Annotated in this window: 11 protein-coding genes; 3 read left to right on the top strand and 8 right to left on the bottom strand. The window is 64.2% G+C overall.

From position 1 onward, the window contains the following. Nucleotides 1–652: 652 nt before the first annotated feature. A complete protein-coding gene (locus GGD40_RS28740) occupies nucleotides 653–2,239 on the top strand; it encodes a Na+/H+ antiporter (protein WP_179745940.1) in 1,587 nt (528 codons plus the stop codon). 55 nt (nucleotides 2,240–2,294) lie between these two features. Here the strand turns inward: GGD40_RS28740 and GGD40_RS28735 are convergent, their stop codons facing one another. From GGD40_RS28735 to GGD40_RS28715, 5 genes are all read right to left on the bottom strand, one after another. Then, nucleotides 2,295–2,588 carry a hypothetical protein gene (locus tag GGD40_RS28735; protein ID WP_035560715.1) on the bottom strand — a complete coding sequence of 98 codons (294 nt, stop codon included), beginning with the start codon at nucleotides 2,586–2,588 and terminating at the stop codon, nucleotides 2,295–2,297. 244 nt (nucleotides 2,589–2,832) lie between these two features. Next, nucleotides 2,833–4,164: an MFS transporter gene (locus tag GGD40_RS28730; protein WP_035560711.1), complete on the bottom strand. Its 1,332-nt coding sequence runs from the start codon at nucleotides 4,162–4,164 to the stop codon at nucleotides 2,833–2,835. A gap of 59 nt (nucleotides 4,165–4,223) precedes the next feature. Next, nucleotides 4,224–5,165: a hydroxymethylglutaryl-CoA lyase gene (locus GGD40_RS28725; RefSeq protein ID WP_179745939.1), complete on the bottom strand. Its 942-nt coding sequence runs from the start codon at nucleotides 5,163–5,165 to the stop codon at nucleotides 4,224–4,226. Next, on the bottom strand, nucleotides 5,162–6,355 hold the full coding sequence (locus tag GGD40_RS28720) for a CaiB/BaiF CoA transferase family protein (protein ID WP_179745938.1): 1,194 nt from the start codon (nucleotides 6,353–6,355) through the stop codon (nucleotides 5,162–5,164). Before GGD40_RS28720 ends, GGD40_RS28725 begins: the two co-directional genes overlap by 4 nt. 111 nt (nucleotides 6,356–6,466) lie before the next feature. Further along, nucleotides 6,467–7,429 carry a LysR family transcriptional regulator gene (locus GGD40_RS28715; RefSeq protein ID WP_179745937.1) on the bottom strand — a complete coding sequence of 321 codons (963 nt, stop codon included), beginning with the start codon at nucleotides 7,427–7,429 and terminating at the stop codon, nucleotides 6,467–6,469. 228 nt (nucleotides 7,430–7,657) lie between these two features. Between GGD40_RS28715 and GGD40_RS28710 the strand changes: the two genes are divergently transcribed. Further along, complete coding sequence (locus GGD40_RS28710; protein WP_179711136.1) at nucleotides 7,658–8,620, top strand: GlxA family transcriptional regulator; 963 nt, start codon at nucleotides 7,658–7,660, stop codon at nucleotides 8,618–8,620. A gap of 102 nt (nucleotides 8,621–8,722) precedes the next feature. Further along, nucleotides 8,723–9,481: an SDR family oxidoreductase gene (locus tag GGD40_RS28705; RefSeq protein ID WP_179745936.1), complete on the top strand. Its 759-nt coding sequence runs from the start codon at nucleotides 8,723–8,725 to the stop codon at nucleotides 9,479–9,481. A gap of 85 nt (nucleotides 9,482–9,566) precedes the next feature. On the opposite strand, the gene GGD40_RS28700 is transcribed toward GGD40_RS28705, so the two are convergent. The 3 genes from GGD40_RS28700 to ilvD all read right to left on the bottom strand — a co-directional run bounded on the left by GGD40_RS28700 (nucleotide 9,567) and on the right by ilvD (nucleotide 13,444). Then, nucleotides 9,567–10,313 (bottom strand): winged helix-turn-helix domain-containing protein, encoded by a 747-nt coding sequence (locus GGD40_RS28700; protein ID WP_179711139.1) that lies wholly within the window; start codon nucleotides 10,311–10,313, stop codon nucleotides 9,567–9,569. 498 nt (nucleotides 10,314–10,811) lie between these two features. Further along, a complete protein-coding gene (locus tag GGD40_RS28695) occupies nucleotides 10,812–11,720 on the bottom strand; it encodes an NAD(P)-dependent oxidoreductase (RefSeq protein ID WP_179745935.1) in 909 nt (302 codons plus the stop codon). Next, a complete protein-coding gene (gene ilvD / locus GGD40_RS28690; protein ID WP_179745934.1) occupies nucleotides 11,717–13,444 on the bottom strand; it encodes a dihydroxy-acid dehydratase in 1,728 nt (575 codons plus the stop codon). The genes GGD40_RS28695 and ilvD overlap by 4 nt, the downstream gene beginning before the upstream one ends.

Genomic DNA, 13,444 nt, shown 5'->3' with positions numbered 1-13,444 from the left:
AGGCGTCTAGCAGTTGCCTACTTACGTAAGCGGCCGTTTCCTTGTCGATTTCTTTGTCCAAAATCATCTCTCTAGCAGTCGTAGTCTGATTTGCATTGACTCATGCAGTTGGCGACACGTTTTCGAACCCGGCCTTGCACCGAACTGGGCGGAAAGCGTGAGACAGTCGACGGCATTCGCGCCGGAGGCGACCGTCAGCAGCGGAAATACGATCAGACCGGCCCCTCAGTAACGCTATCGTTTTTCACCGTCGTCCTCATCCGTTGTACCTGTTCGAAGAACAAGCACGCTATAAGGCACCGAGCGACGAAAAAACCCGAAAATTCTCCAACCCTTGCTGTCATTTCATCTATGACGGAGCGCCTCCCGCGACGCCTACATCGGACCTGGGAAATCACTCATCGGCCTGTCATCCCCTGACGAAATGCCCCATCCCCTTCGTCGTACAGACACATCTTGCCGACGCATCGTGCGCCGCTTCTGCCCCCCAACCTTATCCCCACATTTTGTCCATAAGCCTGTGGACAACCTGAGCACATCCCACCCAACTCATTGAAGCAACAAACCAATCCCCCGCCGCTCACTCACAAGCAACGGGATCCGCCCGCCCCTGTGATAAAAAGTAACTCCCCGCCATCTACCGAGGCCGCGCATGTCTTCCGTCATGGGCTTCAAACTCGTCTTGCTGTCGCTCGTCGCGATCATCGGTCTCGAACTGCTCGCCAAGCGGCTGCGTCTCCCGCCCGCCGCCGCGCTGCTGGTCGGCGGCGCCGCGATGGCCTTCGTGCCCGGGCTGCCGACCTTCAATCTCGATCCCGAACTAATCCTGATCGTGTTCCTGCCGCCGCTTCTCATGGATGGCGCGTACTTCTCGGTATGGGACGAGTTCAAACGCAATCTCGGCGGCATCCTGCTGCTCGCAATCGGCGCAGTCGCCTTCACCACGCTCGTAGTGGGCCTGGTGGTGCATTGGGTCGTGCCCGCGTTGCCATGGGGCGCCTGCTTCGCGCTGGGCGCGGTCGTCTCGCCGCCCGACGCCGTCGCCGCGAAAGCCGTGCTGGAACGCGTCGCGCTGCCGCGCCGCCTGATGGTGCTGCTCGAAGGCGAAAGCCTCCTCAACGACGCCGCCGGCATCGTGCTATTCCGCATCGCCGTGACCGCCGCATTGACCGGCGCGTTCAGCGCGCAAGCAGCGGCGGGGCACTTCGCCGTGCTGGCGCTTGGTGGCGTCGCCGTCGGCGTCGTGATCGGCTTTGTCGTCGTCAGGCTGCTGCGGCTTCTCGACGACGGCTACCTGATCATCACCGCATCGATACTCTCGCCATGGATCAGCTACATCGCCGGCGACATGCTGGGCGTGTCCGGTGTCATCGCGACCGTGAGCTGCGGGATGATGCTCGGCTGGTATCAGCACGAGGTCTTCTCGGCCGCCGTCCGGATGCGCGGCACGGCCTTCTGGCAAGTCGTGATCTTTCTGATGGAAGCGCTGGTCTTCATTCTGATCGGCCTCTCGCTGCGCGGCGTGATCGCGCGGCTGGGCGGCGTCGGCGACACGCTCGCCGCGCTGGCGCCGGCGGTCGGCGCAGTACTGGCGGCGGTCGTGCTGTCGCGTTTCGCGTGGGTCTTCACGACGGAATGGTTGAAGGCGCGGATCTGCAAATGGGCACGGCGCGAAGGCAGCACGCCCGACTGGCGCTCGGCTACCGTCACCAGTTGGGCCGGCATGCGAGGCGTAGTCACACTGGCTATCGCGCTGTCGCTGCCTGAAGCCATGCCCGGACGCGATCTGATTCTGGTCGCGTCCTTCGCGGTCATTCTCGTGACGGTGTTAGGTCAAGGCACGACGATCGGTCCATTGATCCACTGGATCAATCCGGATCACGAGGACGAGCAGAACGCCCGCCATCTGAGCGAACCGCAGGCATGGGCCAGGCTCGAAGCGGCGCAACTCGCCGCGGTTCTACCGCTCGCGCATGGGCCGGATGGCAGCGTGATTCATCCACGGCTGCTGGAGCAGTACACCTATCGTGCGAGCATGACCGAGGCGTATCAAAGCGAAACTGCTTATCCGCCGGACGTCCGGGCCGCGCACTATGACGTGGTATTAGCCGCGGTTGCCGCAGCGCGCGTCGAATTGCTACGTCTGCACCGAACGGGCTTGATTCACGACGAACTCCTGAGCGTTCTCGAACACGATCTGGATTTGCAGGAAATAGCCGCGACACACGGCAAAGGATGACGGTTGCGCGCGCGGCACCTTCACCGCGCGCGCCCCGAAAGAACTGCGTTGACGTTCAGTGACCCTTGAAGATGTCGAGCAATTGGCTTTGCATCTGCATCATGTCGTGGGTGTGCTTCATCTCCATCTGGGCCACGTTGTCCTGATACTCCATTTCCATCTGCATCATTTTTTGCTGAATGCCGATGGCTTGCGTGCGCTGCTCAGGCGTCAGCTTATCCATCATCATGCTGTAGTTCGGCGGCATCAGATACATACCGGCGTGCCCGATTCCCTGTGCCTGCGCGGAACCCGCGGCAAACGCAAGCGGCAACAGGCAGCACATCATGGCGGCTCGGATCGATTTCATGTCATCTCCAGTTTCAGGCCGGTGGCCGCGCTTCGATAGCGGGCCACGCAGCGACGTTCAAACGCCTGGACGTACCGGGCAGCGGTCGATCCACTGCCCATGCCGTACCCGGCAATGCAACATCCGGGGCTGGCCGCCATGTACGATCGTCCGGATGTTTCGTGGACTTAGTCGCCGCCGCTGACTGGAAATGACGTACCTCGCAAAAAATTATTCGAAGGATGCTTCAGCTACGCGATGCCGCTCATCTCGCGGCATCCTTCTGTCGCAACGACTCAGGCAAGCCGTACAACACGATCAGCGCGCAAACCAGACTCATCGCACCGATCACGTAAAGCGCCGGCGTCGTGCTGCCGGTCAGATCCCGCACTCGCCCCACCATGACCGGACTCACGATCCCGCCAAGCTGTCCGAGCGTATTGATCAGCGCGATCCCGCCGGCCGCGCCGGCGCCGGTCACGAGCTTGGGCGGCAGCGCCCAGAACGCCGGGATCGACGCCACCACGCCCGCGCCCATCACCGCCAACGCGACGACCAGCAAAGCGGTCTGCTTATCGAAGTAACCCGCCGCGAAAAAGCCGATCGCCGACATCACCAGCAAGCCGCAAACGAACTTGCGCCGCTCGCCGCTCGTATCGGACAGGCGTCCGACGACCACCATGCAGATGGCGCCGCACACATAGGGCACCGCCGTCAGCAAGCCAATCACGGTGGGGTTGTGGGTCCCCGCCACGCGAATCAAATGCGGCGCCCAGAAGTTCAATCCGTACGACGCCACCTGAATCAGGAAATAGACCAGACCCAGCGTCAGAAAGCCCGGCGTTCTGATCGCACCGAGAAACGAATGTCCGGTCTCGGGATGACGGCTTTGCTGCGCAATCTGCGCCGTCAGAAAAGATTTCTCCGTCGACGACAACCAGTCGGCGTCGTCGATCCGGTCTTTCAGCACCTTCAACACGAGATACCCCAGCACGATGCACGGCAAGCCGCCGAGCAGAAACAGCCAGTGCCAGCCCGGCATACCGAGCACGCCGTTCATATGCCCGATCACCAGACCCGCCAACGGCGCGCCGACCAGACCCGAAAACGCGGACGCCAGAAACAGCATCGACGTAATGCGTCCGCGATGACTCGGCGGAAACCACAGCGTCAGGTAGTACAGCACGCCCGGCGCAAAACCCGCTTCCATCGCGCCGATCACAAACCGCAGTCCGTAGAACTGCCATTCGTTATTGACGAACACCATCGCCGCCGTCGCCAGGCCCCACGAGATCATGATCCGCGCGATCCAGCGCCGTGCGCCGACCTTGTACAGAAACAGATTGCTCGGCACTTCGAACAGCACATAGCCGATCACGAACAGACTCGCGCCGAGACCGTACGCGGTGTCGGACAAACCGAGATCGCTTTGCAACTGGAACTTCGCGAAACTGATATTGATGCGGTCGAAGAACGCGAACAGATAGCAGATCATGATCAGCGGCATCAGCCGCCAGGCTACTTTGCGGATGATCGCCGCGGCGTCGTCCGCGTTGTGCTCACGGCTGCCGGCAGCCACTGCGCCCAGGTCGCTCATGCGTGTCTCCAATGCCGGATTCGGCGATGCCGTCCGATCGTGTAATCGGTTAGGGAATGTCAGATGTGTAGAACGTAGTCCGGCACGGGATGCAGGTCGCGATTGCGGCCGGCCTTTGCCAGTTGTCCCGGCATGTCGTGGCCGAGCAACGCAGGCAATCCGCGCGACAAGGTCAGCAACTTCTCCAGATCGATCCCGGTGGGAATGCCCATTTCGTCGCACAGGTTCACGAGATCTTCCGTGCAGATATTGCCGGACGCGCCCGGCGCGAACGGACAGCCGCCCAGGCCGCCTAACGCAGCGTCGAAGCGGCGCGCGCCGGCTTCGTACGCCGCCAACACATTGGCGAGACCGAGACCACGCGTGTTGTGAAAGTGCAGCGTGAGCGCGGCGGCCGGCAACCGCTCAAGTACCCGCGTGACGATCCGTGCGACCTGGCGTGGATTCGCCATGCCGGTCGTATCCGCCAGCGTGATGCCCTCGATGCCCATCTCGCGATACGCGTCGACAATCGCGATCACGCGGTCTTCGTCGATCTTGCCTTCGAACGGACAACCGAACGCCGTCGCCACGGACGCATTCAGCAACACGCCCGAGCCCTTCACCTGCCGCACGATGTCGCCGAACGCCGCGAGCGACGACTCGCAACTCATCCGCATATTGGCGCGGTTGTGCGTCTGACTCGCCGACATCACCAGGTTCAGCTCATCGGCGCGCGAAGCCAGCGCGCGTTCGGCGCCCTTCAGATTCGGCACGAGCGCAACGTAGATCACGCCCGGTTGCCGCGCGATTTGCTGGAACACCGCTTCGCCGTCGCGCAACGCCGGAATCGCTTTCGGCGAGACGAACGAACCTGCCTCGATGCGTGTGAAGCCCGCGGTGGAAAGCGCGTCGATCAGCGCGATCTTGTCGGCGGTCTCGACCCAGGTGGGTTCGATCTGCAAGCCGTCGCGCGGCGCCACTTCCTGCACGATCAGTTTGTCGAATGGGATGGCACTCATTGCACGACTCCTTCACCGCGCAAGCGCGCGATATCTTCGTTGCTGAATCCAAGTTGAGTCAGGACGCTGCCGGTATGCTCGCCGAGCGCCGGCCCTTGCCAGCGCACTTCGCCCGGCGTATCCGACAGCTTCGGCACGATCCCCGGCATCTTCACCGTGACACCGCCGGGTAGTTGCGCCGGCAACAACATCTCGCGCGCCTGGTAGTGCGGATCGGCGACGATGTCGGCCACGGAATAGATCCGGCCCGCCGGCACTTCGGCGCGTTCGAGCGCGGCCAGCACGTCCTCGGTGGCGTGGCACGAGGTCCACGCGGTGATGACCTGATCGAGCATCGCGCTGTGTTTCGCGCGGCCGTCGTTATGTGCCAGAGCGGGGTCGTCGGCGAGATCGGCGCGACCGATCAATTGCATCAGGCGCTTGAAAATCGGATCGCTGTTGCCGGCGATCACCACATAGCCTTCGTCTTCCGTGCGATAGGTGTTCGACGGCGCAATGCCCGGCAACGCGCCGCCGCTGCGCTCGCGCACATGTCCGAGCAGATCGTATTCGGGCACGAGGCTTTCCATCAGATTGAACACGCTTTCGACCAGCGACACATCCACCACCTGGCCTTCGCCCTGCCCCGTCTTCACGCGCAGCAGCGACATCAGCGCGCCGATCACGCCGTGCAGCGAAGCGAGCGAATCGCCGAGACTCACGCCGACGCGCGCCGGCGCGCCGTCCACTTCGCCGGTCGTGTAGCGAATACCGCCCATCGCTTCGCCGATCGCGCCGAAGCCCGGCCGGTCGCGATAAGGACCGGACTGGCCGTAGCCGGAAATGCGGACCATCGTCAGTTTCGGGTTGATGGCGTGCAGCACGTCCCAGCCGAGGCCGAGCTTTTCGAGCGCGCCTGGACGGAGGTTTTCGATCACGACGTCGGCGTCGGCGGCGAGCCGTTTGACAATCTCGACACCGTCCGTCGACTTCAGATTCACGCAGATAGACTTTTTGTTGCGCGACTGCAGATACCACCAGAGCGAAGTGCCCTCGTGCAGCTTGCGCCATTTTCGAAGGGGGTCGCCGGTGTTGGGCGCTTCGATCTTGATGACGTCGGCGCCGAATTCGGCCATGAGGCGCGCGGCGAATGGCGCGGCGATGAGGGTTCCGATCTCGACGACGCGGATACCCTGAAGAGGTCCACTCATGTTGCTGTCTCCGAAGTGGGTTTCGTGTTGGGAGACAGCTTAGAAGCGGCGCGACGGCGGCGTCCAACCGCCATTCGGCAACGACCGTTCGCGAACGGCGAACGCTCGGCGTCAGGCGGCGGCTGGCGGGGTGTTGGGGGTGGACTGGGTAGTCGAGGCCTCGGCGGCTTCGATCGAACGCAGATGGTCGAACAGCAGGCGACTCACCGGCGACAGCGCCTCGACGTCGCGCACCACCAGGATCAGGCTGCGCTCGGACCACTCGTCTTCGAGCGGCGCGCCGATCAGACCGAGCGGGCGGCCCATCAGTTGATACACCTTGAGCGGCAGAACGCCGACGCCCATACCCGCTTGCACCATGCGGCACACCGCATCGAAGCCCGGCACGTGGATGCGCAGCCGCAACGCCTTGCCCGCCTGACGCGCGGCCAGATGGGTGCGCGCGTTGATCGAACTCGCCGCATGCAGGCCGACGTGATCGCCGTCCAGCGTTTCGGCGAAGGCCACGCTGGCGCGTCCCGCCAGCGGATGATCGTCGCGCATCACGAGGATCAGCGAGTCGTGCCGATAATGCGCGACGTGCAGATCGCGCGTATCGGCCTCGCCGGAACAGATGCCGAGATCCGCGAGGCTATCGTCGACGGCTTCGACCACGCCGCCGCTCGGCCGCTCTTCCAGGTCGAGTTTGACGCGCTCGTGCTGCAACTGAAACGCGCGCAAGTCCTCAGGCAGAAATTCGACGATCGCCGACAGATTGGCCATCATCCGCACATAGCCGCGTACGCCGCTTGCATGACCAGCCAGTTCGATGCCGATATTCTCGATGTCGCGCATCACGCGACGCGCGTGGTGCAGCAGCGTTTCACCCGCCGGCGTGAGCGTCATGCCGCGCGCGTTGCGTTGAAACAGCGTCGCGCCGATCGTCTGTTCGAGTTCGAGCAGACGCTTGCTGGCGGCGGAGACGGCGATCGCTTCCCGCTCGGCGGCACGCGTCAGCGTGCCTTCCTCGTAGACCGCGAGAAAGAGGTGAAGCGTGGTGAGGTCGAGCCTTCGCAGAAGGTTTTTGATGGCCATGACGGGGCGCCGCGTGGTTGTGCGATCCGGCTATTCTGACGCCAGATGCGGAAACAGGTGCGATGTCTTGGTTGGAACACGCGCCATGCGGATGCGCGTGCCTGTGCGTGCATGTGCGTGACCTCGGGGCATCAGTCGAATTAAACTCTGCCACACGCGCTGTGCCCACCGCATCACGCTGACCGCCGCGACTAGCGGATGCCGTCCATCGTCAAAGGAAGTCTTTCGATGTCTACCGTCGCGATCGCGATCTTTCCCGGCGTCCAGGCGCTCGACGTCGCTGGACCCGTCGACGTGTTTTCCGAAGCCAACCGCTTCATTGCGCCGGCCGCGCGCTACGAGGTCAAGCTGATCAGTGCCGAGGCAGCGCCGCTGCGCGCGTCCAACGGCATGACGCTCGTCGCCGACACGACTTTCGACGAAGCGCGCCGCCCGTTCGATCTGGCGTTGATCGCAGGCGGCCCGGCGCTGCCGGACAGCGAGGCGCTAGATGACCGCATGCTGGAATGGCTAACGAGCGTCGCCACGCAATGCGACCGTTACGGCTCGATCTGCACCGGTGCATTCGCGCTAGGCCACGCCGGTTTGCTCGATGACTGCAACGTCACCACGCACTGGCAGCACGCCGCACAACTGGCGGCGCAGTTTCCGAAGGCGCGCGTCGACTTCGACCGCATCTATCTGCGCGATGGACCACTCGTCACGTCGGCAGGCGTAACGGCCGGCATCGATCTGTCGCTCGCGTTGGTCGCCGAAGATCACGGTCCGCACACCGCGCTGGCCGTCGCCAAACGACTGGTCGTGTTCGCGCAGCGTCAGGGCGGCCAGTCGCAATTCAGTCCGTATCTCACCGCCCCGGCCGACGAAACCTCGCCGGTTGCCAAGGTCCAGGCGCACGTCATGGAGCGGATTCGCGAGAGCTTCACGGTGAAGCAACTGGCGGACGTCGCGGGCATGAGCGCACGCAACTTCGCACGCGTGTTCGTGCAGGAGACGCAGGTGACGCCGCACGAATTCGTCGAACGTGCGCGTGTGGATGCGGCGCGCAAACTGCTCGAAAGCAGCGGCGCGGCGCTCAAGGCAATCGCCTACGACTGCGGCTTCGGCACCGCCGACCGGATGCGGATCGTCTTCACCAAACGAATCGGCGCGACGCCCATGCAGTATCGCGAGCGCTTCCGTTCCAGTTGAGCGCGTCGGTCGAACCCGGCGCTGAAGCCGCGCCGCTCAGCGCGCATGAAACCCGCGTGAGAAAATAGCCGCCTCCCCAAGCCACCGATCCCAAGGAACGACATGACTCCCTCTTCTCCGATTCGCGCGATCGTCACCGGCCACACACGCGGCCTGGGCGCCGCGCTTGCCGAGCAACTGCTCGCGCGCGACGTCGCCGTGCTGGGCCTGTCCCGCTCGCGTCACGCCACGCTCAAGACGCGCTTTCCCACGCAGCTCGAAGAGATCGAATTGACGTTGGACGACCCCGCGCGCGTCGCGCAATGGATCGCGACCGACGCGCTGCATGCGTTTCTCAAGGGCGCGCAAACGGTGCTGCTGATCAACAACGCGGGCATGGTGCAGCCCATCGGACCGATCGAAGGACAGGATCCCGCCGCAATTGCCACCGCGGTGAGCCTGAACGTCGCCACGCCGCTGATGCTGGCGAGCGCGCTCGCCGCCGCCAGCGCCGACGCCGTCGACCGGCGTATCGTCCATATCTCGAGCGGCGCGGCACGCAATGCGTATCCTGGCTGGAGCATCTACTGCGCGACCAAGGCCGCGCTTGATCATCACGCGCGCGCCGTCGCACTCGACGCGAATCGCGCGCTGCGCATCTGCAGCCTGGCGCCGGGCGTGATCGATACGAATATGCAGGCGGAGATTCGTGGAAGCGGCACCGAGCAGTTCCCGCTGCGTGAAAAATTCGAAGACCTCAAGCGCAACGGACAGCTCGCGACGCCGGAACAATGCGCAACCCAGTTGCTCGATTACGCACTCGGCGACAGCTTCGGCGAAACGCCGGTGGCCGACATTCGCGAGATCGCGAAGCCGGTTTGACGCACGCCGTCAGCGCTCCCGAAAACACTCACCTTTGAGCGGATTCGGGCGCCGCTAACGCCAAATCGCGGACCAGACACCCACGTCACACGCCGGGCGCGACCATTGCGCCGCGCTCGGCCGCACCGATCTCGCCGTGCGGCACGAACACATAACCGCGTCCCCACACCGTCTGCACGTAACGCGGTTCGGAAGGATCCATCTCGATCAGCCGGCGCAACCGCCAGATCGACACATCGAGACTGCGCCCTTGATGCACCACGCTGCTGCCGCGTAGCTGCTCGTTGAGCTGCATGCGCGTCAGCACGGTCATCGCGTGATTGACGAAGATCTTCAGCAACGCGAACTCGGAACTGCGCAGCGCGAAGCGCTCGTTATCGCGATGCAACTCGCGCGCGGAGAAGTTCAGCTCGCAGCGGCCGAAGCGATAAGGCGGCCGCGTTTCCGGCGCGCCTGGCGCGAGCGCGCCGCGCCGTCGCAACAGCACGCGGATACGGGCGAGCAGTTCGGCGGGATCGGCGGGCTTGCTCATGAAATCGTCGGCGCCCAGTTCGAGGCCGATTACCCGATCGATCGCCTTGCTGCCCGTCGACAGCAGAATCACCGGCACGTCGTTACCGCTCAGGCGAAGGTCGCGCAACACCGCCAGCCCGTCGCCATGCGGCGCGGAGATGTCGAGCACCAGCAACGCCGGCCGCTCCATCTCGACCACGTGCTTAAGACCGACGACCGGTGGACGTGCGGAGACCCCGCAGCCTTGCCCGCGCAACGATGCGCCCACCACGGCCGTCAAGCCGGCATCGGCGCCAACGAAAAGAATATGCTGACTCATCCAACTGATTCCAGGAGACGATCGTTTTTCAGAGACAGGGTCCGGCTTGCAGGTATAGCGAAGCCGCAGACTTTGTCGTCCGCGTCGCCATCTTCCCTGTATGCGGCTCATCTCAAAACGCGGAACAACCCCCAAGGTTGGCAATTTCTTCCCAACTCTTTCAATCTGGAACGTGGTATGGGATTGCGCGCGAGCCGCGCGCCGATGGGCAAGACACGCTCCCGAAAAACCTCACCTTTGATTCGGAGCGGTCGGGGTTAGGCGCAAGGTGCGGTTTGCCCCACTCCCGAAAACCCTCACCTTTCGAGCTTAGGGGCAGGGCGCAAAGGCATGCTGGGCGTGGCGCGGGAGGTGTCGAACCGGCTACTCCCGCAAACCCTCACCTTTAGCGGTGCTGGGGTAATTTGCATACCCAGGTAAGGAACCGCGACGACGGTGGACCTGGCGAAAGTGGGGCCGTGTGTTGTCAGGCCGGTAAGCGCGGTTCGATCTTGCCGCTCACATTTCTCTCATGGACTGCTTGAGCAGAACGCGGACGATCTGCGAAATGTCCTCTTCGCCGAGTCCTTGCTCCACCGCTTCCTGCAATAGCTTGCGCACTTCGCCGACTGCCCGCAGCGGCGCATGCGACTCGTGCGCCAACTCCGCGACGGCGTCGAGATCCTTCAACATGGTCCTGATCGTGCCCGACGGATTCGACGGCGGCGTCAGCATGCGCGGCAGCAAGGTTTGCAGCAGCACCGAATCGGCCCAACCGCCTCCCAACGCGGCGGGCATCGACGCGGCGTCGATACCCGCGCGTTGTGCGAGCACGCAGGCTTCGGCAATACCCGCAATGGTCGTCACGACGATCGCCTGATTGGCCAGTTTGGTCGCTTGTCCGGCACCGCTCGCGCCCATGCGCGTCACACGCGACGCATAAGCACGCAACAGCGGTTCGACCGCAGCGATCTCCGGCGCGCCGCCACCGCAGAAGATCGCGAGCGTGCCCGCTGCGGCGCCTGCCGTGCCGCCCGACACGGGCGCGTCAATCCATGCACCGCCGGTCATCTCATGCCAGCGCTGCGCGAAGTGTCGCGCCTGCATGGGTGCGATGGTCGAGTGGTCGATCAGAAAGCGCGGCGCGTTGACCGCCCGCGCGAGTCCTTCAGCGCCGAACACGACGTCTTCGACAGCATCGGCGTCGCCGAGGCACAGCATCGCGACGTCGCTGTGCTCGGCCAACTGCCTGGGCGATTCATCGACTACCGCGCCATGCGCCTCAAGCTGCGCCAACTTCGCGGACGAGCGGTTCCACACCCGCAACGCATGGCCTGCCGCAAGCAGCCGCCAGGCCATCGGCTCGCCCATCTTGCCGATTCCACAGAAGCCGATGCGCGGCGTCTCAGGCAAATCGCCATGGCTCATGCCTCATCCTCGCCGATGGACGCCTCATACGGCCACTCGACCGCGCCCGAATGGGTCACCGCGCCGAGATTCGCCGGCCGCACCAACGCTTCGTATTTCTCCAGCACACCGCCCAGACGCCCCCGCGTGAACGGCACCGCCTCCGCGCTGCGGCGCGCGAGTTCCGCTTCGCTCAGCTCGACGTCGAGCGTGCCTTTGTGCGCGTCGATATGAATCCGGTCGCCGTCTTTCAGCAAACGAATCGGCCCACCGGCCGCCGCCTCCGGTCCGACATAGCCGATACACATGCCGCGCGTCGCGCCGGAAAAACGACCGTCGGTCAGCAACGCGACTTTCTCGCCCATGCCTTGCCCGTAGAGGGCCGCCGTCACGCTGAGCATCTCGCGCATGCCGGGACCGCCCTTCGGCCCTTCGTTGCGGATCACCAGCACGTCGCCTTCCTGATAGGTGCGCTTCGAGACGACCGACATGCACGCTTCTTCGGTTTCGAACACGCGCGCGGTGCCGCTGAAGACCAGCGACTTCAACCCTGCCGTCTTCAGACAGGCGCCATCAGGCGCGAGGTTGCCGCGCAGGACAACCAGCCCCGCGTTCTCGCTCAATGGCTCGTTATGCGCGCGCACGACTCGACCATCCGGACCCGCGAACGCTTGCAACGCGACTTCGAGCGTTTCGCCGGTTTGCGTCAGCGTATCGCCGTGCAGAAAACCGCCGGCAAGCAACGCATTCAACACGGCCGGCACGCCGCCCACGTGATAAAGATCGAGCGCCAGATACTGCCCGCCCGGCTGCAGATCGCCGATCAACGGCGTGCGCGCGAGCACCTCGGAGACGTCGTCGAGCGTGAAGCGGATGCCCGCCTCATGCGCGATCGCCGGAATATGCAGCGCGGCATTGGTCGAGCCGCCGGTCGCCGCGACCGCGGCGCACGCGTTCTCCAGACTCTTGCGCGTGACCAGATCGCGCGGCAGCGGACCGCCGTTTTTTAGCGTGTTCATCACCGTTTCGCCGGCGCGGCGCGCAATCGCAATGCGCTCGCTATACACGGCCGGGACCATCGCCGAACCGAGCGGCGCAAGACCGAGCGTTTCGGCCACCATCGCCATCGTGTTCGCGGTGAACTGGCCTGGGCACGAACCCGCGCCCGGCGTGCAGCGCTTTTCGATGCCGCGTAGCGTCTCGAGCGACATGTCGCCGCGTTGCGCGGCGCCGACGGCTTCGATCGCGGTCAGGATCGTGGCCTGTGTGCCGTCCGGCGCAATGCCCGGCAACATCGCGCCGCCGAACAGGAACACGCCGGGCACGTTCACCCGCACCATGCCCATCAAAATGCCGGGCAGCGTCTTGTCACAACCGGCCACGCCGACGAACGCGTCATAGCAATGCGCGCGCACGAACACCTCGACGCTGTCCGCAATGATCTCGCGCGACACAAGGCTAAAGCGCATGCCGGAGTGATTCATCGACGTCCCGTCCGACACCGAAATCGCCGAGCCGCGAATCGGCACGCCGCCGCCCGCCGCCACGCCGAGCCGCACGTTGTCGGAGACCGCGGCGAGCGACATCGAGCACGGTGTGTTTTCGCCGAACGTATCGACGATCGCAACGAACGGTTTATCGATTGCGGCGTCGTCCATGCCGGTCGCGCGCAGGAACGCGCGGTGCGGCGTGCGCGTGATGCCTTCGGTCACGGTACGCGAGCGATGTTTGTGGAGATTGCTCAT

The organism is Paraburkholderia bryophila, from assembly GCF_013409255.1.
Taxonomy (GTDB): Bacteria; Pseudomonadota; Gammaproteobacteria; order Burkholderiales; family Burkholderiaceae; genus Paraburkholderia.
The sequence above is the reverse complement of the archived record's forward strand: the minus strand, read 5'-3'. Positions and strand labels throughout refer to the sequence as shown.

What these genes read in the sequence shown, in the direction of transcription:
- GGD40_RS28740 (WP_179745940.1), top strand. Translation starts at nt 653, where the DNA reads ATGTCTTCCGTCATGGGCTTCAAACTCGTCTTGCTGTCGCTCGTCGCG.
- GGD40_RS28735 (WP_035560715.1), bottom strand. Translation starts at nt 2,588, where the DNA reads ATGAAATCGATCCGAGCCGCCATGATGTGCTGCCTGTTGCCGCTTGCG.
- GGD40_RS28730 (WP_035560711.1), bottom strand. Translation starts at nt 4,164, where the DNA reads ATGAGCGACCTGGGCGCAGTGGCTGCCGGCAGCCGTGAGCACAACGCG.
- GGD40_RS28725 (WP_179745939.1), bottom strand. Translation starts at nt 5,165, where the DNA reads ATGAGTGCCATCCCATTCGACAAACTGATCGTGCAGGAAGTGGCGCCG.
- GGD40_RS28720 (WP_179745938.1), bottom strand. Translation starts at nt 6,355, where the DNA reads ATGAGTGGACCTCTTCAGGGTATCCGCGTCGTCGAGATCGGAACCCTC.
- GGD40_RS28715 (WP_179745937.1), bottom strand. Translation starts at nt 7,429, where the DNA reads ATGGCCATCAAAAACCTTCTGCGAAGGCTCGACCTCACCACGCTTCAC.
- GGD40_RS28710 (WP_179711136.1), top strand. Translation starts at nt 7,658, where the DNA reads ATGTCTACCGTCGCGATCGCGATCTTTCCCGGCGTCCAGGCGCTCGAC.
- GGD40_RS28705 (WP_179745936.1), top strand. Translation starts at nt 8,723, where the DNA reads ATGACTCCCTCTTCTCCGATTCGCGCGATCGTCACCGGCCACACACGC.
- GGD40_RS28700 (WP_179711139.1), bottom strand. Translation starts at nt 10,313, where the DNA reads ATGAGTCAGCATATTCTTTTCGTTGGCGCCGATGCCGGCTTGACGGCC.
- GGD40_RS28695 (WP_179745935.1), bottom strand. Translation starts at nt 11,720, where the DNA reads ATGAGCCATGGCGATTTGCCTGAGACGCCGCGCATCGGCTTCTGTGGA.
- ilvD (WP_179745934.1), bottom strand. Translation starts at nt 13,444, where the DNA reads ATGAGCAATCTCCACAAACATCGCTCGCGTACCGTGACCGAAGGCATC.